This is a genomic window from Shewanella sp. SG41-4 (genome assembly GCF_014164505.1).
GTDB lineage: Bacteria > Pseudomonadota > Gammaproteobacteria > Enterobacterales > Shewanellaceae > Shewanella.
Map to the genome: position 1 here is coordinate 15,363 of NZ_JACJFI010000013.1, position 20,135 is coordinate 35,497.

Genomic DNA, 20,135 nt, shown 5'->3' on the forward strand with positions numbered 1-20,135 from the left:
GCAGAACCCTTAATCAAGAAAGCTAAACATATCATCAACTTCAGCATATTCGTCGGTGACCTGGTTCTTTTCTTTCGCCTGTATCACTAACTCGCTGGCAAACTGGCTGATAATTAGCTGCCAGTCAGAGCCGGTGTTACGCAGCATGTTCTTAATCGCCTTTTCAACATTAGGCGCTCGATCGCGGATCAATGCTAATAAACTGCGCGGGTCATCGATGCTAAGACTGTGTGCCTCTTCATCGGCTTGCCAATCTGAGTAACCCACGGTTTCTTCATCCGCTTCATCATCAAAAGTGTCGTTGATCTCATCGTCATCACCGCTGCTACCGCCTAAAATAAGCTCGATAAACGGAATCGATAGATAAAACAGCGCAGCAGGATCTTCAGCCAAACACTCTAAAATTGCGGTTTGTTTCTCTTCATTGTCTTGGATTCGAATAAGATAAGTCATAAAATCAAAAGTATGCTGCATTAACTCTTCGGCATTACTTTTGATTTTTTCTTCCCAATAAAGTGGCTGCTGGCAGACAATGTCGCGGATCTGTTCTGGAGTCATTAACTCAGACATAATAGATGGGCACGAAATATCATGCTGACTATTAATTTGTGTCAGCGTGACGATATCCATTTTCTCGATAACTTCAACCAACTGATCATCTGACATCGACGATGCAATCAATTCAAATCTCTTGCTGGCCTGTTTAGGCTCAACATTAGCCAGCTCTTGTATTTCAGCGGCTGTTATTTCAATGAGACTGTTCATTCGATATCCTCATCATATTGGTCATAATAACCTTCTTCATCGCTATCATAGTCCGTGTCGTCATCATCGTTTTCATCACGTTCATGCTCATGAAGACCATCAGAATCATCTTCCTCAGGCTTGGGCGCTGTATCTCCCTGAGTCTCTAATAAATACACCACGGCACAACTTTCGATAAGCAAATCTTCGTTATATTTACGTACCGCAAGCGCCAGAGGAAGATCGGTATTGTTAAACGCAATCGTCGTTTTAAATTCATCCCAGCTTGGGTGAATATTCAAGCTAATCCAATGCGCCCATTGGCGCTTTGACTCAGGCGAGAACTTAACTCTTTCATAAAGCGCGACAGGTAAATATTCAGGGACTGAATCTAGCATCCCAGGATCGGCCAACAATATCTCTCTGATTTGGCTAGTAAACTTTGCCAGTGCATTTGGCGTATCAGGGTCGTTGTAAGATTCTATATTGTCATTGGCATTATTTTTTAGCTCATTAATGCGTGAGATATTAAGATGTTTAGCCATGGGATACTCAGGAATAATATTCGTCCCACAACTCGCGCATAGCGGCTGTGGGATCGGTAACAATTACGTTGTTAAAATCATTGATAAAAGCATTTCTCTGCTTTTTATCTGACAACACTTCGTAAGCTTTTTTGACTCGTTGGAGCTGGACAGATGCTTGTTGCTTTTCATCATCAGACGCCCCAAGTAATTTGTCAGGATGGTACTTATTCGATAAACGTTTATAGGCTTTTTTTATGTCATCTTCTTTGGCATTGGCTCTGACGCCCAGTACGCTAAAGTGGTTAATCATAGTTATTCCTGCAGGCGATGTGGCAGTGATTGCGAGATAAAAAAGTCTGTAAATAGATAAATTTTTTAGCCTGCTATTATATCAACAATCACAGGCTTGCAGCAAACATAAACCCAAGTTAAGTTGCAATCATTTAAGACATCAATTTTAGGACAGTAATTTTAGGACAGCTATGACACCCAAAAAGCAGCGTTGTCATTAACAGGTGTTATCTTTGCTGCCGTTAAGATGCCACCAGCCAAGTTAAATGATGCGATATTAACAACATCCACGCCTATCTGAGTTTGCTAGCATGATGCTTTAACGGCAAAACACCTGCAAAAATTACCCCATTTCAATCAGACTCACAAATTCGCGCATCGCAGGTGAAACACTGTATTTGCGGGTAATAAACACCGTATTACCCGATTCAATACCTTGCAGTTGTCGGTAATGCAGATTGAATAACTGCTGAGCTGATTTTGCAATACCGCTGCTGACAATCGCGTAGCCAATATTGTGTTTTACCGCGCTGACTAGATGAAATAACGAATCGGTTTCTAACACCACATTAAAGTGCAAATCCGTTTTTGCCATCGCATTATCAATGTATTGCCTAAACTGCATATTTTGGCTTAACAACACCAATGGTAAACGTTGCAAATTATTAAGGGTTAATCGGTTATCTCTTAGTGTAGTACTATCGAGTTGATTAACGAGGGCTTGGGTTGATAATACCGCCATATCATTATCAATCTGCGGATAAAAATGAAACGTGCGACGATTCGCCTCAGTAAGGTTTTCATCAAACCCTAGACCGATATCAATTTGATGCAAAGTCAGTTGCTCAATTAGCTTTTCATTGGTGGTCACTAAAAGCGTCACGGCAATATTAGGGTGCAGCTCATTGAATGCTTTAATTATCGGCATAATATCGACACTCGACTGCGGCACAATGCCAATCCTCAAAGAGCCGATTAATGGCCCACTAAACACACTCAACTCTTGTTTTAGCGCAGCTTGATCTAACAGCATTTTTTCTGCATAGCGCAATACAATCTGTCCAGCATCGGTTAACGCAACAAACTGACTGCCGCGCACCACTAGCTCGGTACCAAAACTTTTTTCTAACGCGGTTATACTGGCAGACAAAGTCGGCTGGGTAATATGGCAAGCTTTGGCTGCTTTAGCAAAATGCTTAAACTGCGCTAATTCATAAAAATAATGTAACTGCCTCAGGTTCATACACCCTTCAAAGTCTGCCTATCAATTCCATCATATTAATAGATAAAAACTATCACCGCATAAATTTGTTTGATTGGCTTTGTGTATTAGCGCCCCCTAAACTGTGATCCACGTCAGGTTTTGAGTCTATGCACATGAATGCTTCATACAAATGGTTGCCACCCATTGAACATCTGGTAGAGGAAGTAGCTGCCGCCATAAATATTAACGGGATTAACTATGCTGTGATGATGGTCACTCCTGATGATATTGAAGACTTTGCGATTGGTTTTTTATTTTCCGAAGCCATTATCCAATACGATCATGACGTACATGACATTCAAATAACGCCATCAGATAGCGGCTTTATGGTTGAAGTGACTATCGCCAATCGTTGTCTGTCGGCCTTAAACAGTAAAAAACGTCGGCTCGTGGGTGCTACAGGTTGCGGCATCTGCGGTGTTGAAGCAATAGAGCATGCACTGCCTCAATTACCTATTCTTCCGGTCACTCGCCCCATTGACATTAATAACCTTGAAACCTTAAAACAACGCATTGCCGACAGCCAAATAAAAGCTCAACAAAGTGGTGCGATACATGCGGCTTTAGCGTTAACAGCCCAAGGCGACATTATCGCCTGTCGTGAAGACATCGGCCGTCATAATGCACTCGATAAACTTATCGGCATGTTAATAAGGCAAACAACCGCGACTCAAAAAACATCATGTAATACCTTATTAATCACCAGTCGTTGTAGCAGTGAATTGATCCATAAAGCGGTGCTGTTTGGCGCTAACAATCTTATTAGTCTAGCTTCGCCAAGCCAACTCGCGGTCAAGCTGGCACTAAAATACAACCTCAACATTATTCACATACCCAAGTTTTCAGCGCCTATTTATTATTCCAGTTACGACTCTCACTTCAATGTTAATCGTCTATCGCTGAGCCCTATCGGAGAAATTCATGTCTAGTCATCACCAAAAACCAACCAAAGCCGGCGGATTCCCTTCACTGCAAGCCACATTTACTCATGTACTTCGCAGCCAACACACTAAGCAAAACCTTAAAAACTTACTCCGTGTTAATCAAACTGATGGCTTCGATTGCCCCGGTTGTGCATGGGGCGATAACAAACAAGGTGCATTTCAGTTTTGCGAAAATGGTGCTAAAGCCGTGGCATGGGAATCAACAGGTAAAGGCGTTGGTCGCGATTTTTTTGCTCAGCATTCGGTACGCCAACTAACAAAACAGACCGACTACTGGTTAGAGTATCAGGGGCGTTTAACCGAACCAATGCGCTTTAATGCGATAACAGATCACTATGAACCAGTAAGCTGGTCTGAGGCATTTTCGATTATCGCCACCAAGCTCAACAGTTTAAGTAGCCCTGACCAAGTTGAATTTTACACTTCTGGACGCGCCAGGAACGAAGCATCCTACCTCTACCAACTGTTTGGCCGGCTTTATGGCACCAATAACTTTCCCGATTGCTCTAACATGTGCCACGAAGCTAGTGGTGTCGCATTAATTAACGCCATTGGAATAGGTAAAGGCACGGTAGTATTAGAAGATTTTGATGCCGCCGAAGCCATTTTTGTGTTTGGCCAAAACCCTGGCACCAACCACCCAAGAATGATGAATACTCTGCGCAAGGCCGCCAAAAAAGGGGGTAAAATTGTCACTTTCAATAATCTTAAAGAAGTTGCCTTAGAAAAGTTCGCCAGTCCACAAAGTCCTATAGAATTGCTCACACCAGCAGCCACTACCATCAGCCATTTGTATTTAACCCCTAAATTAGGCGGCGATATGGCTGCTGCGCGAGGCATGGCTAAATATATTATTGAACAACGTCCAGATAAAATCGACCATGAGTTTATACAGCAGCACAGTGCATTTTTTGAAGATTATCAACACAGTGTTACACACACTAGCTGGGATAAAATAGAACAACAATCTGGACTGACAAAAGCAGAGATTATTCAAGCTGCGACCGTGTTCAGTGACAGTAAAACCGTGATCAGTTGCTGGGCAATGGGCTTAACTCAACATAAGCATTCGGTCGACATTATTCGTGAAGTCGTTAACCTGCATCTGCTATGTGGTCAAATAGGCAAAAAAGGCGCCGGATTATGCCCTGTTCGCGGCCACAGTAATGTGCAAGGCAACCGCACTATGGGCATTAATGAAAAGCCGTCTGCCGCTTTTATTACCCGCTTAGAACAGCATTTGTCTACCCGCTTACCGCGGCAAGCGGGCCACAATGTGGTCGAAGCCCTTAAAGCCCTACACAGTAAACAGAGTAAGGTGCTAATTTGTTTAGGTGGAAATCTTGCGGCTGCGGCGCCCGATACTGATTTTACATACCAAGCGATGCGCAATGCTGAACTGAATGTTCAAATCAGCACTAAGCTTAATCGCAGCCACTTACAAGTAACACACGACGCCTTAATTTTACCTTGTTTAGGCCGTACCGAATTAGACAAGCAGCAAAGCGGCATTCAAAAAATCACCGTTGAAGATACCTTTAGCATGGTTCATGCTTCAACAGGTATGACCGAACCCGCCTCAGAACAATGTTTATCTGAAATTGATATTGTCGCTCAAATGGCTCATGCAACATTTAACCATTCCGGCTCGACTCAGCTCAACTCAACAAACCATGCCGCAAATAAACTAGATTGGCTGGCATTACGTGATGACTATGCACTAATTCGTCAGCTTATCGAAAATACCATCGACGGCTTTAATGACTTTAATCAACGTATCGAGCAACCTGCCGGGTTTTATCTGGGGAATAGTGCTGCTCAGCTTATTTGGAATACCACTAACCAGTTAGCTCAATTTAATCCTAGTCAGTTGCCAAATTCAGTTATTGCAGATTGCTCAAGCAACGCACAAACAACTGCGTCATCCGCCGAACAACAAGCTATTTTTTTACTGCAAAGTTTGCGATCTCACGACCAATACAACACCACTATTTATGGCATGGACGACCGGTATCGCGGTATTAAAGGCAAGCGGAATGTATTGTTTATGAACCAACAAGATGCTGTTCAACTTAATCTTCTTGAAGACCAGCTTGTTGATATACAGTCTATTGCCAACGATAATATCGTCCGCAAAGTCTGTGGCTTTAGCGTGGTTTATTACGATATTCCACGCGGTAACATTGCCGCATATTACCCCGAGACGAATCCACTGGTGTCAATCAACAGCGTCGGAATTGGCTCTTACACCCCAACCTCAAAATCAATCCCAGTGGTTATTACTGCATCAACCAAACAGGTGATTAGCGTGGCTCAGGTATAAGTAACCTAAACTCGGAATAACAATACTCAAACGATGTTGCCCTAGCGCATTAGCGCTGGGCGACTAAATCAGCCAAAACTTGTTTATACGCTTCAACTGGATGCGCGCCAGTTAATGCACTCGATTGGTTAAAAATGACCGTGGGCACACCCGAAATACCAAGTTGCTGCCAATGGGCTTCTTTGGCGCGAACCTGTTCAGCCACTGCTGCGTTATCAAGTAAACTTATGGCTTCAGCGGCATTAATACCCACCGCAATGAGTTCAGCGCTCAGCACTTCACGGTTTGAAATATCTTTATGTTCGGTAAAAAAGGCACTGAATAAACGCAGTTTAAGCTCAGTTTGCTTACCCACTTCTTTAGCGTATTCCAACAGCACATGAGCGTCTAAAGTGTTAACCATTTTCATCTGTTCAAAATAGTCAAAAATAAAGCCATTTTCAGCCCCCTGCTGGGCAATGTTAGCCCGTGCACGAACGCTACCTTCTGGGGTTGTGCCGTATTTTCTGGCTGAATGCTCACGCAGGTTTTCACCTTCAGCAGGCATGTTAGGGTTAAGTTCAAATGGTTGCCACTCAATCTCAACTTGATCTTGTAGCCCAAGTTCATTTATCGCCGCTTCTAAGTGTTTATAACCAACGATGCACCAAGGGCACACAACATCTGAAATAATATCGAGTTTAATCTTTGCTGTCATTTGGTGGTCCTCATCTGTTCAAGTGCGTTTTGTTCACTAAAACCTGATAAAAAAATACCAATGCCATTTGCGATAACGCGGGCATTGGTATTATGAAGTCATACATTCATCGACTTATCGTGGATGATAATCTTTAATAAAAATGTCGATAAAAATGTCGGTAACAATGTTGGTAAAGAATTACCAAGCAAACTTTTTGAATACATCGTCAACCGGTGTTTTTGCTACATGGTTGGTGTAATTACTGATCACTTTTTGTGACAAGCCTAAAATGATTTCTAACACCTGCTGTTGGCCATAACCTGCGGCATAAAATGCTGCTAGTTCTGCTTCAGAAATGTTACCGCGGTTACGTACGATACTTAATGTCGCATCTTGTAACGCTTGTAATTTTGCAGTTGGCATCGCCGCTTTATTACGTAATGCTTCAGTTAACGCTGGGTCTACTTTCATTGAATGTGCAATACCTGTATGTGCTGGTACACAATAGCCACATTCGTGTTCAACGTTAATGGTTTGCCATACAACCGTTAGCTCTTCAGGGTTAAATGATGTGTCTAAAAAAGCCTGATGTAACTGTTGGTAAGCTTGCAACGTGCTTGGAGATTCTGCCAACACACCAAATAAATTAGGTACCATACCCATTTGCTTTTTAGCGCCTTCTAACATTGCTTTGCTGTCTTCTGGTGCTGTGTCTACAGTGTGAATAGTAAATGCAGTCATAATATTCTCTCTTCTAGATAAATAAATTTAGGAGTGTTGCGTTTCGAATTGAGACCACTATAAAATAACTTGAACGCTCGCTCAAGTTATTTTGAATGATTGTTCAAATTGATTGTTGTTATTCAAATATACATTAGAGAATATTGTTTATTATCAAAATAGTATGAGTTTTAAAAAATATAAAATAATCACTAAACTCAGCCGTTAATGCTAATTCAACTAGCCACTTGAACATTTAGATTGTCAATTATTGAGGCATCTAGAAATGCGTAGCGACAGCTCTAATAGGGTGAAGTACGATCTAATTAATAACAATCCCAGAATAAAGCACTTACGCCAAAACGATATTTAGACGATAAAATGGGTTTATCCCCCCCCATCTTTACACTTCTTTAATTGAACAAATAATTGAGATTAATTATCATTACCGCAAGTTTGTGGATTTGTATTAACGTTTATAAAAAATAATAAAATCAGCAGGTTTAACACTCTATTGCAATACTGCATGGCATAATTTGAGCAAACAAAAATGAACATGGTTTCGACATTAAAATGGTTTCACAACTGGGTAGGTTTTTTTATTAGCATCACCATGTTAATAGTACTTACCACTGGGGTATATCTCGGTAGCGTTGATTTACTCAAACGCCTAGACAGTAAAGATCAAACATACTCTCCAATCACACTTGAACAAAAAGCCGATACTGTTGCGAGTGTATTTGAGCGCTATCCCGACATGAGTACTGTTCGCTTTCCAACAGAACATACGCCATATATTCAAGCTAGCACTCGTGGTAAATCAATTGCATTGGACAAAGAGTTAAATGAACTGTCGAGTAGCTCCTCTTTCGATTTACCTGGATATAGCACGGTATTTTGGTTGCATCGAAATTTTCTCATAGACAATGGTGGTAAATACATTAATGCATGGGCATCGCTTGCGGGGGGCATCGTAACCTTAATTGGCATTTACCTGTGGTGGCGAGTGCGTAATGGATTTAGATTAAAACAAAGTATCCCTAAAAATACCCGCTCAAGCAGTTTACTTAAAAGCCACATTCAACTGGGATTATTTATTTCAGTACCATTGTTTATATTGTGTATCAGCGGATTTTTAATCACTTACAACAGCTTATGGACAGGTGTTCTTAAGCAAGATGCCACCAGCGAACAGACACTACCTTATTCTGTCAGCCAACCAAGTCATTGGTTAAGCCAGCTAAGCAACGCACAACAAATTTGGCCAGACGCAGAGCTTGTATCAGTGAGTAAACCACGCTCTAAGCCCAATAAAGACCAGCAAGCAGAAACAGATAAACCACAAGACCTTGTGTACAGTATTCAATTCGATGAACATCTGGGCGTGTGGTTAAGAGAAGCTGATCGCATCAGCATGAATTATCAACAAGGAACGATTGAGTCAGTAATCAAACACAGTGACCGACCTTTATCAGCTAAAATTGCCAGTTTTGTTCGACCTCTACACGATGGACTGTACATGCCAGCAAGCTATGTAATGTTGATTACCTTGGTGTCACTCATTGGCACATTGATTTTATCATTCAGTGTGGTGACCTTTTACCGACGTACTTTTAGTCGCAAAAAAGCCAGTTAACGAACAGCCCACCATGTTGCGCTACATTTCCTTCATACATCAACGGCAATGTAGCGCAGCATGAAATCAAACCGTTAGTTAAACGCCATATAACGTTACCACCACCGCGCCACCTAAACCTACATTATGTTGCAGCGCTAATGTGGCATTATCGACTTGTCGGTTGCCAGCTTGACCACGTAAGTGCCATGTCAGCTCTGTACATTGTGCCAACCCAGTAGCACCAATTGGGTGCCCTTTCGACATTAATCCACCCGATGGCCCAATGACAAATTTACCGCCATAAGTGTTGTCACCATTAGCAATCAATTCAGCAGCGCCGCCTTCAGGACATAAGCCTAATGCCTCGTAAGTGATCACCTCATTTGGAGTAAAGCAATCGTGTAGCTCTATCACATCAATATCATTGGGGTCGATACCAGCATCATCATAAACCCGCTGCGCCGCTTGTTGGCTCATACCCTTACCGACGGCAAAAATTGGGTCTTGCCACGACTGCTCTGTATCAGTTGCCATTGCCTGCGCAATAATTTTTACCTTGGATGTTATGCCGTTTTGACGGGCAAACTGTTCACTGCAAACAATGGTCGCAGCTGCACCACAGGTGGGAGGACAAGCCATAAGCCGTGTTAAGTAGTTATCGTAAATTAACTTATCATCAAGCACTTGCTGATACGTTAATGGCGTTGAAAACATCGAGTATGGATTTTGTAACGCATGACGACGTGACTTTTCGGCCACCTTGGCAAAAATATCGGCACCGACATGATACTTATCCATATAATGTCGGCCAGCTGCACCAAAAGCGCGTAATGCAATTGGGCCTTGCGGGGCATTAAACTGCTTTAACACTGGCTCAATCCGCTCAAAAGGGCTTTCTCTGTCAGTCCAATGCGATCCCAATGCACCTGGTTGCATTTCTTCAAATCCAAACGCTAACGCACAATCCACTTGTCCAGACAACACCGCTTGGCGCGCAAGAAATAACGCTGTCGAGCCACTAGAACAATTATTGTTAACATTGATAATTGGAATACCGCTTTGGATTACATCGTAGAATGCATGCTGCGCGCAGGTGCTGTCGCCATAAATATAGGCTCCATATGCTTGGCCAATTGACTTGGCGTCAAGACCAGCATCGGTTAATGCTAACTTAATCGCTTTAGCCGCCATCGCACGGTAGGGCTCATGTTTACCTGGTTTGCAAAAAGGGATCATTCCAACCCCTGCCACTCTTACTGTTGTCATATTGCTCCCGTAATGCTGTTTCTAGTGAGATGTTATTGGGGATCAGTTATTAATAATCTGGAGTCGGGATTTTTACACCTAGTGTATTTTTCATCCTTGTTATTGGACAATATTATCTTAATGACGACTGTTAACATAAAGTTAATTTACTTGCAGCGCAACGCACCAAAGGCAAGCATTGGCGCACCAATATGGAACATTCCTAGTCCAAGCATCAATCATTACAGACACTATTGAGTACTGAGTTGACATCAAAATGCACCGAAGTAGTACATTTAATGGATCATTTCAGCAACATTTTCAGACATTTGCACCATATAGGTTCAGAAAAATGCCAGCCATGTATCGGTTTAGGAATGACTTTTGCTTTATAAAAGTATGAATTTCAACAGAGAATCGTTTTGTGGGAACTGAAATGAATAATATTAGTGATGCTATTGGCGTCATTGCACAAAGTGCAGACACCTTGTTCATCTTACTTGGTGCAATTATGGTGTTAGCCATGCACGCAGGCTTTGCATTTTTAGAAATGGGCACCGTGAGGCATAAAAACCAAGTTAACGCCTTGGTTAAAATTCTAACTGACTTTGCCTTTTCCGCTATCGCCTACTTTGTCATTGGTTATCAAATAGCTTATGGCAATCACTTTTTTGTCAGCGCAGAAAGCTTAACCACTGATAATGGCTACCAACTGGTTAAGTTTTTCTTCTTACTCACATTTGCAGCAGCCATTCCAGCAATTGTATCTGGCGGTATTGCTGAACGCGGCAGCTTCAGACCTTTCTTATTGGCATCAGCTTTAATTGTTGCCTTCGTATATCCGCTATTTGAAGGGATTATGTGGAACGGTAATTATGGATTTCAAGCTTGGTTAGAAAGCCAATTCGGCGCCCAATTTCATGACTTTGCCGGTTCCGTTGTAGTGCATGCCATGGGCGGTTGGTTAGCCTTAGTCGCCATTTACTTATTAGGAGCTCGCCGTGGTCGTAAACCGGGAATCGCATTTGCGCCATCAAATATTCCCTTTCTAGCGCTAGGCTCTTGGGTGTTAATTGTCGGTTGGTTTGGCTTTAACGTTATGTCAGCGCAAACCCTCGACGGTATTAGTGGTTTAGTGGCGGTAAACAGTTTAATGGCTATGGTTGGCGGTACGATTGTGGCACTTGTGGTGGGTAAGAATGACCCAGGCTTTATTCATAACGGACCACTAGCAGGCTTAGTTGCTGTGTGTGCAGGTTCTGACTTAATGCATCCTGTCGGCGCGTTTGTCGTCGGTGGTGTGGCAGGCGGTTTATTTGTTTGGGTGTACACTAAATTACAACGCAGCAACAAGATAGATGACGTACTAGGAGTATGGCCTCTTCACGGTTTATGTGGAGTATGGGGCGGTATTGCTGCCGGTATTTTTGGCCAGCAAGCTTTCGGAGGATTAGGTGGTGTGAGTTTTATGTCGCAACTCATTGGCAGTATTGCTGGCGTTGTGGTGGCAATTGTTGGCGGTATGATTGTGTATGGCGCAGTTAATAAAGTATCGAGTTTACGCTTAAGCCAAGAAGATGAATTTATTGGGGCGGATTTAGCGATACATAAGATTGGCTCAACCAATTCAGATAAGTGATGATGCTAAGTCACTTATAGTAAAAAGGGGCGGAAATGAATTTCTGCCCCTTTTTACACGAAACAGAGTCTACAATCAGTGCTTCGATTTAACCCCATTCTTAACCATCTCTTGACCGTTTTCGAAGATTTCAGCGGTAATCCAGCGGCCAAGTAATAGCTTGTGGTTATCACCAAATACCGCAACAAAATGACGACCATCAGCATTACTAGTTGCCATACCCACACCCGCAACACCTTCCAAACCTAAACCGCCCTTCTCCACCGACAGTAAAAAGCGTTCTAATTCGGCTAAATTATCAATCACATCATTTTCAATATTCATTTAACTTCCCAACAACTTTAGATCAAAACTTGGGTGCTACTTTAACCCATTGAACCTCAATAAGGTATATTGTATGCCATCTGAGCCTATAGCGCTGGTTACTGTACCACTCACTCAGGTCTAGCCGCTAAGATGATTAAAAACGTAACGTAAGATCAATCAGCTGCGCATCGTCATCGTATGAATCAAAATTAATCGACAACATCACAGTCCCTTTTGTCAGCATAATGTTATCAAAATTATCTTCTGCGTTTGGGTATCGCTCCAACAATTGCGATTTGATAGTAGGCAAATGATAACTAGCAAGCACAGCATTAAATTCACTCATCGTTTGCGTGCCAAACATCGACTCGGTAATTTTAATTGAATTAACGACTCCTTGGCGATCAAAACCCAATAATACATTGCTATTCACCAGCACTTTTGGACCGTTGTCTGTCAATTGGATTTGGTTGATGAGCTGTTGTGGTTGCAAGGTATAAGCTTGCTTAAATGCTAATGTCAACAATGTTGCGATGTCGATATTATCAAAGTTACCGAACTTAACGTGATGATCATCAGTGACTGTTAATGGCATAATGGCAAAGCTGTTAAGTCGAGAAACAGCAGCATTATCTAGACTTTCATTATAGTCTTCAAAGGTTAATATCAATCGGCTATTTTTACCTGCCACACTGTAAACATCACCTTGCTTTTTAAGCGCTAAATGCGCTTTCACGCTAGCAAGCCCATCACCTTGACGCACTTGGTTAGCAATCACCCAATTATCGCCATCATAGTTTTCACTTAAGGCAATTTGGTTTTGACCATGGCCATTTAACAATCCTAAATCCTGGGTAATCATCTCGATACGATTGTCTTTAACAACAAACCATAGACTGCGCCCATAACCATAAACGGTTGCACCATTGTCGAGTTGCAACTGAATACTGTGAGGACCTAATGCTTGTTGTAAAACATCAACCGAGTCACCAATGTGTATGCCATAGGCGCTGTCGGTTGTAATAAGCGCATCAGGTGCTTGGTGTTTTTGCGCTTGCTTTAATACATTCCCCTCGTTTGGCATCGTCAATTGAACTGTGGTTTGGGTATACGAAACCGATTTACCTTCGCTGTTATAAGGTGTTGGATCTTTGCTCAGTTGTGTATCGTCACAAAAGGTAACGTATTGCGCAGTGGTAATCACATGGATTTGCTTGGTGTTCGATTTAACTCGGCTACTGTCATCTTGCAAGTCAATACTTCGCTCAATTCCACCAACACTTAATCTATCAATAATAATCGCATCCGCTCCTGCTGCTGCAGCTTTTCGCTGTATTTCCACAAAGGCTTGTTGTATATAAGCATCACGATGGGACAACACGCCATCACTAGACGATTCCAGCAAGTCTGGGTCAATATCGTAGACGATTTTATCATTGGCTGTATTAATAGTGTGTGGACTACAAAGTGGGTAAAAATCTAAAATTGGCGGTAAATCATTGGCGTTTATAGCAGGGCTTAACATTGCACAACCAATCAAAAAAAGTGAAGATTTCATTTATCGTCCTTGAATATTAATTATTAAGAATATGTTTTTTTACAAGACGTTAACATTATTATTGTTCACTAACCTAAAGATAAACCTCTTCACTGTAAACTCATTTATCTTATCGAATACCGGTGGCGACGGCTATTAGCACGCAAATATATCACAGTGAACAAGATCGCACTTTTATCGACTTGCTATTTTGTTCCACACTCACTGTGCAGTTTCTGCACTTTTACTCTCTAACATGCTGGTAATGACTTTATGTTAACAATCTTACCCAAGTACTAGGAGAGCCCGATGTTTTCCCTTAATAACTTACACCTCAAAAAGCGGTTAATTAACCAGCCAATGACACTATTACTTATCATGACACTCAGTTGTGCTTTCATACTCACAGGTTGTGGTAGCGACAGTGATAGCAACAGCGAAATAGCCGAAACGGTCATTAGCTCTGATACTGACACAAGCACTGATACCGAAACAGAGGTCACTGACGCAGATTTTGTAGCGACCGATTGGACAGACGAAACCCACAGCAAAAATGTCGACCCTAACTTTGATGAAGTGTTTAGTGATACCGAAGTTAAACGGCTTGATATCGTTGTCACACAAGCGCGCTGGCAAAGCATGTTAGATGACATGACGGCACTCTATGGTGAATTTGGTAGAAGCTCATCAAATAGCTTAAGTGATACCGATGAAGATCCTATTTTTGTTCCAGCTGAAGTATTTTATAACGGCACGCAATGGTATCGCGTCGGCATCCGCTTTAAAGGTAATTCATCACTGCAAACTAGCTGGCAACAAGGCATTCTTAAACTGGCACTTAAACTTGATTTCGACGAGTATGAAGACGATTACCCGCAAATTAAAAACCAACGCTTTTATGGCTTTAAAAAGTTTAGTTTAAAAAACAACTTTGATGACGAGTCAATGTTACGTGAAAAAGTTGCTGCGGATGTGTTTAAAGATGCAGGGCTTGCTGTATCTCACACTGGGTTTTATACCTTATACGTTGACCATGGCGACGGCCCTGAATATTTTGGTTTATATACTCTTGTAGAAGAAATTGATGACACTGTAATCGACACGCAATTTTCTAGCGACAAAGGTAACTTGTACAAACCCGAAGATGATGGCGCAATGTTTGTTGATGGGTCATTTAATCAAGAAGACTTTGAGAAAAAAACTAACGAAGACGACGAAGATTGGTCTGACATACAAGCCCTGTTTACCGCCCTACACGCCGACACTCGCAGCACAGATCCTGAAACATGGCGAGCCAATCTAGAAACGGTATTTGATGTTGATGTATTTTTAAAATACTTAGCCGTTAATGGCATCATTCAAAACTGGGACACTTACGGCTTAATGCCACACAATTACTATTTATATAACAATCCAGACAATTCAAAACTGACCTGGATACCTTGGGACAACAACGAAGCATTGCAAGACGGGAAACAAGGTGGCGCATTGTCGTTAGACTTCTCAGACCTCAACTCAAGCAGCTGGCCACTCATATCAAAACTGTACGCAGATGATGTATACCGTGACCGCTACAACCAGTTTTTACTTGAGGTTATCAGCGATGCATTCGAAACCAATAAAATACAAGCAAGCTACAATGCTTACTCTGCACTTGTTGCCCCTTATGCGACCACTGAAGTATCTGGGTATAGCTTTTTAGAAAGTAGCAGCGATTTTTACCGTGCTATCGATGAGCTAATAGAGCATGCAGAAGATAGAGCCACTGCTGTAGAAAGCTATTTAGACAAACAATAAATGCATTTCTAACCCGCAGAAATTAAAAAGCCCATCACTTCGGTGATGGGCTTTTTATATCAATAAAATCGATGATTACATGCTGGCTTTTACTTTACGCGCTTGATGTAGTTTTTTGTAGCTTTCGATCAAACGTAAATGCGGTTCAATGCCTTCAAGGTTCATACTGGTTTTGCTCAGGCCATAAAAACGGACTGTGCCATTAACCGAACCGACGACATTTTCCATCACTTCTTTACCAAACATGCGGTTGAAGTTAGCCATAAAGTGTTCAAGTTCTAAGTCTTCATCTAAGGTTACTTCAAGCACTGCACTCACTGCTTGGTAAAACAAGCCACGCTGTACAGTATTGTCGTTAAACTGTAAGAACTCACCTACCAATTCAATAGCGTCTTCGTGCGAGCCCAATGCAAGATAAATCAAAATCTTCAATTCGATAATGGTTAACTGGCCCCAAACCGTATTTTCATCGAACACAATACCAATTACGGTACGAATATCGGTATGGTTATCTAGCTGACTTTCTTCTAGACGATTAACTAACTTACCTAACGCTTTAGTGCTTAATGAATGCAGATTTAAGATATCTTCACGGTAGTTTAAAGACTTATTGGTGTTGTCCCAAATCAAGTCATCTACTGGATATACTTCTGAATATTCCGGGACTAAAATACGACACGCAGATGCGCCTAAATCTGTAAACTCGGCAATATACACTTCTTTGCCCATGGCCTCTAAAATACCGAATAAACCGCTGGCTTCTTCTTCACTAGTACCAGTAAAGTCCCATTCACTAAATTCGTAATCAAACTTACTACTAAAGAAACGCCAAGAAATAACCCCTGTTGAATCAATAAAGTGTTCAACAAAGTTTTCTGGCTCTGTCACTGCCATGCTGTTAAACGTTGGCTTTGGCACATCATTTAAGCCTTCAAAGCTGCGACCTTGTAATAACTCGGTTAAGCTGCGCTCTAATGCCACTTCAAAGCTAGGGTGTGCACCAAATGAGGCAAATACACCGCCAGTACGTGGGTTCATCAACGTCACGCACATTACCGGGAATTGGCCGCCTAAAGAAGCATCTTTCACTACAATAGGGAAGCCTTGCTCTTCAAGCCCTTTAATACCCGCTAAAATACTTGGGTATTTCTCAAGCACTGCCATTGGCACATCGGGTAGTACAATTTCTTGTTCAATGATTTGGCGTTTTACTGCGCGTTCAAAAATCTCAGATAAGCACTGAACATGGGCTTCTTGCAAGTTATTACCTGCACTCATGCCATTACTTAAAAATAGATTCTCGATTAAGTTAGACGGGAAATAAACCGTTTCCCCATCTGACTGACGCGTGTATGGAATAGCACAAATACCACGATCTTTATTGCCTGAGTTAGTATCAATTAAATGCGAACCACATAACTCTTCATCGGGGTTATAAATATCTAGGCAGTACTCATCCAAGATGCCTACTGGCAGTGCATCATCGTCTTCTAGTGCAAACCATTTTTCATTTGGGTAATGCACAAAATCGCTATTGGCGATTTCAGTACCAAAAAATTGATCGTTATAGAAAAAGTTATTATTAAGACGCTCTATAAACTCGCCTAAAGCAGAACATAACGCGCTCTCTTTAGTGGCACCTTTACCGTTGGTGAAACACATAGGTGATGCTGCATCACGAATATGCAAAGACCACACGTTTGGCACAATATTACGCCATGAAGAAATTTCGATCTTCATGCCAAGGTCGGCTAACAAGCCAGTCATGTTTTTAATAGTTTGCTCAAGCGGTAAGTCTTTACCTAAGATAAAAGTACTCGCATCAGCTTCAGCTTGACCCATCAACATCGCATTGGCGTCAGCATCTAAGTTTTCAACCGTTTCGATTTTAAATTCAGGTCCAGTTTGCACTACTTTTTTAACAGTACAGCGATCAACTGAACGTAAAATACCTTGGCGATCTTTATCCGAGATATCATCCGGTAACTCAACCTGAATTTGGAATATTTGGTTATAGCGATCTTCCGGGTCGACAATATTATTTTGCGACAATTTGATATTTTCAGTCGAAATATCACGGGCTTTACAATACACCTTGATGAAGTAAGCGGCACAAAGCGCTGAAGATGCTAAGAAATAATCAAAAGGACTAGGAGCTGAACCATCACCTTTGTAACGGATCGGCTGATCGGCGGTGACGGTAAAGTCGTCAAACTTAGCTTCGAGTCTCAAATTATCGAGAAAATTTACTTTGATTTCCATTGAATATATCCACAGTCTTGCGCAACCAAACGGCCAGCTTGTCTAAATTAGGGTGAATTATCGGTGTTTTTGACCCAATAGTCTTGGGTTAATTGCCAAAATGTTCGTAATAAGCTTATTTGTAACGATCGATGCTGCAATCGAATTTAAAAGGGAGTTTGGTTATACGGGATTAAAACAGAGAATAGAGGCTACATAGAAAGTGTTAATTTGAAAGTAATGCTGATGCTTATATGATTTATACGCAGGAAAACGGGGGACCCGAAACAGACCCCTGCTTGATATTTGACTTGTATTTATGACTCTTCAGGAAGTCCTACATGCATATGGCCTGATTTGTAATCTATGGTCAACACAAAATGCTTGAGGATATCGTAACCTACAAGACATTTAATATTTTTACCTTTAATTCGCGACAAACCGCTTCTATCTTGGCCTGTAATTGATTCATTTTGACCTTCTGCCGGAACGCTAGCTTGGACATTTTCAATGGTAAAAGGCCCAAACTTGACCTCAGGCAGGCGGAAATTATCGATTGTAGCAACATTATTCACTCCAAATCCTGTGCCTGATTGAGCACCATATTGACTAAGCCAATTTGAATCGGTAGCCAAGGTGCGTTTTAAAAATAAACCACCATTATTACCAGTATCTAGGATCAGCCAAGCGTTCTTTTCACCATTTAGTTCGACTTTCACAATCGGTTGACCTGTACCGCGATCCATCTGCATTTCGATATTTTCAAGCTTGGCCAAATCAAGTGAATCTCGCTCAAATAATCTTAAACGGTTATTAGGATAATCTATCTGAAAAATAAACTTTTCTAACAATCCTGCACCCAGTAATAGCTGTACCTCGTGATGCCCTAAACGTAAACCGACCAACTCATCTAACTCAATATCAGCACCGAATAAGTTTGCCTGCACATTATTGTAAAGCTGTTGAATTTCGGTGCCATAAACACCTTTAACATTGATCTTACTACCCTTTGAAAACTCAAAGCCGTTTTTATTAATAAAGCTAATATTAATCGCATTAAGTTGTGAGCCACTGTCTAAAATAGCACGCCCCTCAATACCTTTGATGGTCACTGGTAGATTAATATGGCCATTAATGACTTCAAAGTTAACCCAATTAGTCACTGCGAAAGAATGGAATGAAAACAGAACTGCAGAAACGAGAGTCAGCAGTCTAAGTATTGTTGTAGGCATCTATTGTCCTTAATATTGCATGCAATAAAAAACAACAATCTATTAACAAAGCTATTTAATGTCAACCTTTCGTGGGTTTAGCTCGATAACGAATATATTTTAGGTCATTCCGATGGATAGATAACGTAATTATACTAAGCGGCATATAAGGTTAAAATGAACAAAGCAGAACAATAAGGGGCTTGAGCCCCTCATTAATCTAACACTAACGCATGTGCATATATGCAAAAGCAGATTCAGCGTTAACCGACGCTACTAGCGAATCGTTACGTTTCGTCCAAAGTATTCTTCAGACTCATACTTAGCGATTACTTTTTCAAGTGTTTCGCCGTGATTATCCATAACCAATTTATGTGAAATAGCACTAAGTGAAATCAAAATATCTTTACACTCAATTCTGGCTTTCATCACCGAGCCTGAAGCCGTTCTTAACACTTGAGAAATTAACTCATGATTTTTGCCAATTAAGGCTAAAATAAAATGAACCATCACTTCAGAACAAAGCTCTTTATCTTCAATTTTACTTGGTCTAACGACCTTTTCTAAATAATCTTCTTCTCTTCCTGAAGGAACAAAACGCTGTACCCAATAGAAATAATCTTCATCATAAATGATTGATTGTATTGGTTTCATAAAGGTTTCGTCTGTCGATATTTTTTGAAAAAGCTCTTTTTTGACTTCATCAGATACGTCTATCAGCTCATCACCAAATTCTTTATTGAGCAATGAAATGACCGCTTCCAATTCTTTTAACAGAGATACATTTCCTGATGTCACTTGGTTATAAGCATCACCGACTTCGTCGATGTTTTGTTGGAATACACCAATATACTTATCACCTTCTTCAATGGCATCAAGTAAAGGTATCAAGCTATAACGTCTAACCTGTATCAACTCATAAAACTGACCTAATTCTTCACGAATCGCTTGGAGACGATCAATCGCTTTAATAAGAAATTTATCATCTCTTTTTATCGCTAGGTTCAATCGTGAAAAATCGAGTTGATCGTTTATTTTACGTACTCGGT

The 20,135-nt window shown here is 41.2% G+C and carries 17 protein-coding genes; 5 read left to right on the forward strand and 12 right to left on the reverse strand.

Annotated elements, in window-relative coordinates; translation table 11 throughout:
- Nucleotides 1-9: 9 nt before the first annotated feature.
- The 4 genes from atcB to H5202_RS02670 form a co-directional block, all read right to left on the reverse strand.
- On the reverse strand, nucleotides 10-765 hold the full coding sequence (gene atcB / locus H5202_RS02655) for a cold adaptation protein AtcB (RefSeq protein ID WP_102037673.1): 756 nt from the start codon (nucleotides 763-765) through the stop codon (nucleotides 10-12).
- Nucleotides 762-1,289 (reverse strand): cold adaptation protein AtcA, encoded by a 528-nt coding sequence (gene atcA, locus H5202_RS02660; protein WP_182770680.1) that lies wholly within the window; start codon nucleotides 1,287-1,289, stop codon nucleotides 762-764. Before atcA ends, atcB begins: the two co-directional genes overlap by 4 nt.
- Before the next feature lie 7 nt (nucleotides 1,290-1,296).
- Entirely contained in the window at nucleotides 1,297-1,581 is a 285-nt protein-coding gene (atcJ, locus tag H5202_RS02665) for a cold adaptation protein ActJcold adaptation protein ActJ (protein WP_059745623.1), read from the reverse strand.
- A 324-nt stretch (nucleotides 1,582-1,905) separates the two neighbouring features.
- On the reverse strand, nucleotides 1,906-2,805 hold the full coding sequence (locus tag H5202_RS02670) for a LysR family transcriptional regulator (RefSeq protein ID WP_182770681.1): 900 nt from the start codon (nucleotides 2,803-2,805) through the stop codon (nucleotides 1,906-1,908).
- Nucleotides 2,806-2,939: 134 nt separating this feature from the next.
- Between H5202_RS02670 and fdhD the strand changes: the two genes are divergently transcribed.
- Together fdhD and H5202_RS02680 are read left to right on the forward strand one after the other, a co-directional pair.
- Nucleotides 2,940-3,755 (forward strand): formate dehydrogenase accessory sulfurtransferase FdhD, encoded by an 816-nt coding sequence (gene fdhD, locus H5202_RS02675; RefSeq protein WP_182770682.1) that lies wholly within the window; start codon nucleotides 2,940-2,942, stop codon nucleotides 3,753-3,755.
- Nucleotides 3,748-6,093 carry an FdhF/YdeP family oxidoreductase gene (locus H5202_RS02680; RefSeq protein ID WP_182770683.1) on the forward strand — a complete coding sequence of 782 codons (2,346 nt, stop codon included), beginning with the start codon at nucleotides 3,748-3,750 and terminating at the stop codon, nucleotides 6,091-6,093. The genes fdhD and H5202_RS02680 overlap by 8 nt, the downstream gene beginning before the upstream one ends.
- Before the next feature lie 49 nt (nucleotides 6,094-6,142).
- On the opposite strand, the gene H5202_RS02685 is transcribed toward H5202_RS02680, so the two are convergent.
- Nucleotides 6,143-6,790 (reverse strand): DsbA family oxidoreductase, encoded by a 648-nt coding sequence (locus tag H5202_RS02685; RefSeq protein WP_182770684.1) that lies wholly within the window; start codon nucleotides 6,788-6,790, stop codon nucleotides 6,143-6,145.
- A gap of 180 nt (nucleotides 6,791-6,970) precedes the next feature.
- Entirely contained in the window at nucleotides 6,971-7,513 is a 543-nt protein-coding gene (locus H5202_RS02690; RefSeq protein ID WP_011636227.1) for a carboxymuconolactone decarboxylase family protein, read from the reverse strand.
- Nucleotides 7,514-8,048: 535 nt separating this feature from the next.
- Between H5202_RS02690 and H5202_RS02695 the strand changes: the two genes are divergently transcribed.
- A complete protein-coding gene (locus H5202_RS02695; RefSeq protein WP_259397171.1) occupies nucleotides 8,049-9,128 on the forward strand; it encodes a PepSY-associated TM helix domain-containing protein in 1,080 nt (359 codons plus the stop codon).
- A 78-nt stretch (nucleotides 9,129-9,206) separates the two neighbouring features.
- Here H5202_RS02695 and H5202_RS02700 read toward each other — a convergent pair whose 3' ends face one another.
- Nucleotides 9,207-10,376, reverse strand: a complete 1,170-nt coding sequence (locus H5202_RS02700) for a lipid-transfer protein (protein WP_123883695.1) — start codon at nucleotides 10,374-10,376, stop codon at nucleotides 9,207-9,209.
- A gap of 415 nt (nucleotides 10,377-10,791) precedes the next feature.
- Between H5202_RS02700 and H5202_RS02705 the strand changes: the two genes are divergently transcribed.
- Nucleotides 10,792-11,994, forward strand: a complete 1,203-nt coding sequence (locus H5202_RS02705) for an ammonium transporter (protein ID WP_123777322.1) — start codon at nucleotides 10,792-10,794, stop codon at nucleotides 11,992-11,994.
- A gap of 75 nt (nucleotides 11,995-12,069) precedes the next feature.
- Here the strand turns inward: H5202_RS02705 and H5202_RS02710 are convergent, their stop codons facing one another.
- Together H5202_RS02710 and H5202_RS02715 are read right to left on the reverse strand one after the other, a co-directional pair.
- Nucleotides 12,070-12,318: a hypothetical protein gene (locus H5202_RS02710; protein WP_123777323.1), complete on the reverse strand. Its 249-nt coding sequence runs from the start codon at nucleotides 12,316-12,318 to the stop codon at nucleotides 12,070-12,072.
- A gap of 136 nt (nucleotides 12,319-12,454) precedes the next feature.
- A complete protein-coding gene (locus H5202_RS02715) occupies nucleotides 12,455-13,858 on the reverse strand; it encodes a hypothetical protein (protein WP_182770686.1) in 1,404 nt (467 codons plus the stop codon).
- Between the two features lie 288 nt (nucleotides 13,859-14,146).
- Here H5202_RS02715 and H5202_RS02720 point away from each other — a divergent pair, with 288 nt between their 5' ends.
- Nucleotides 14,147-15,634 carry a CotH kinase family protein gene (locus tag H5202_RS02720; protein WP_182770687.1) on the forward strand — a complete coding sequence of 496 codons (1,488 nt, stop codon included), beginning with the start codon at nucleotides 14,147-14,149 and terminating at the stop codon, nucleotides 15,632-15,634.
- Between the two features lie 75 nt (nucleotides 15,635-15,709).
- Here the strand turns inward: H5202_RS02720 and H5202_RS02725 are convergent, their stop codons facing one another.
- The 3 genes from H5202_RS02725 to H5202_RS02735 all read right to left on the reverse strand — a co-directional run.
- Nucleotides 15,710-17,896, reverse strand: coding sequence for an OsmC domain/YcaO domain-containing protein (locus tag H5202_RS02725; RefSeq protein WP_182770688.1), 2,187 nt, complete (start codon nucleotides 17,894-17,896; stop codon nucleotides 15,710-15,712).
- Nucleotides 17,897-18,192: 296 nt separating this feature from the next.
- Nucleotides 18,193-19,107 (reverse strand): pepsin/retropepsin-like aspartic protease family protein, encoded by a 915-nt coding sequence (locus tag H5202_RS02730; protein ID WP_182770689.1) that lies wholly within the window; start codon nucleotides 19,105-19,107, stop codon nucleotides 18,193-18,195.
- 255 nt (nucleotides 19,108-19,362) lie between these two features.
- The coding region (locus H5202_RS02735) for a hypothetical protein (protein ID WP_182770690.1) at nucleotides 19,363-20,135 on the reverse strand (773 nt) is incomplete at its 5' end.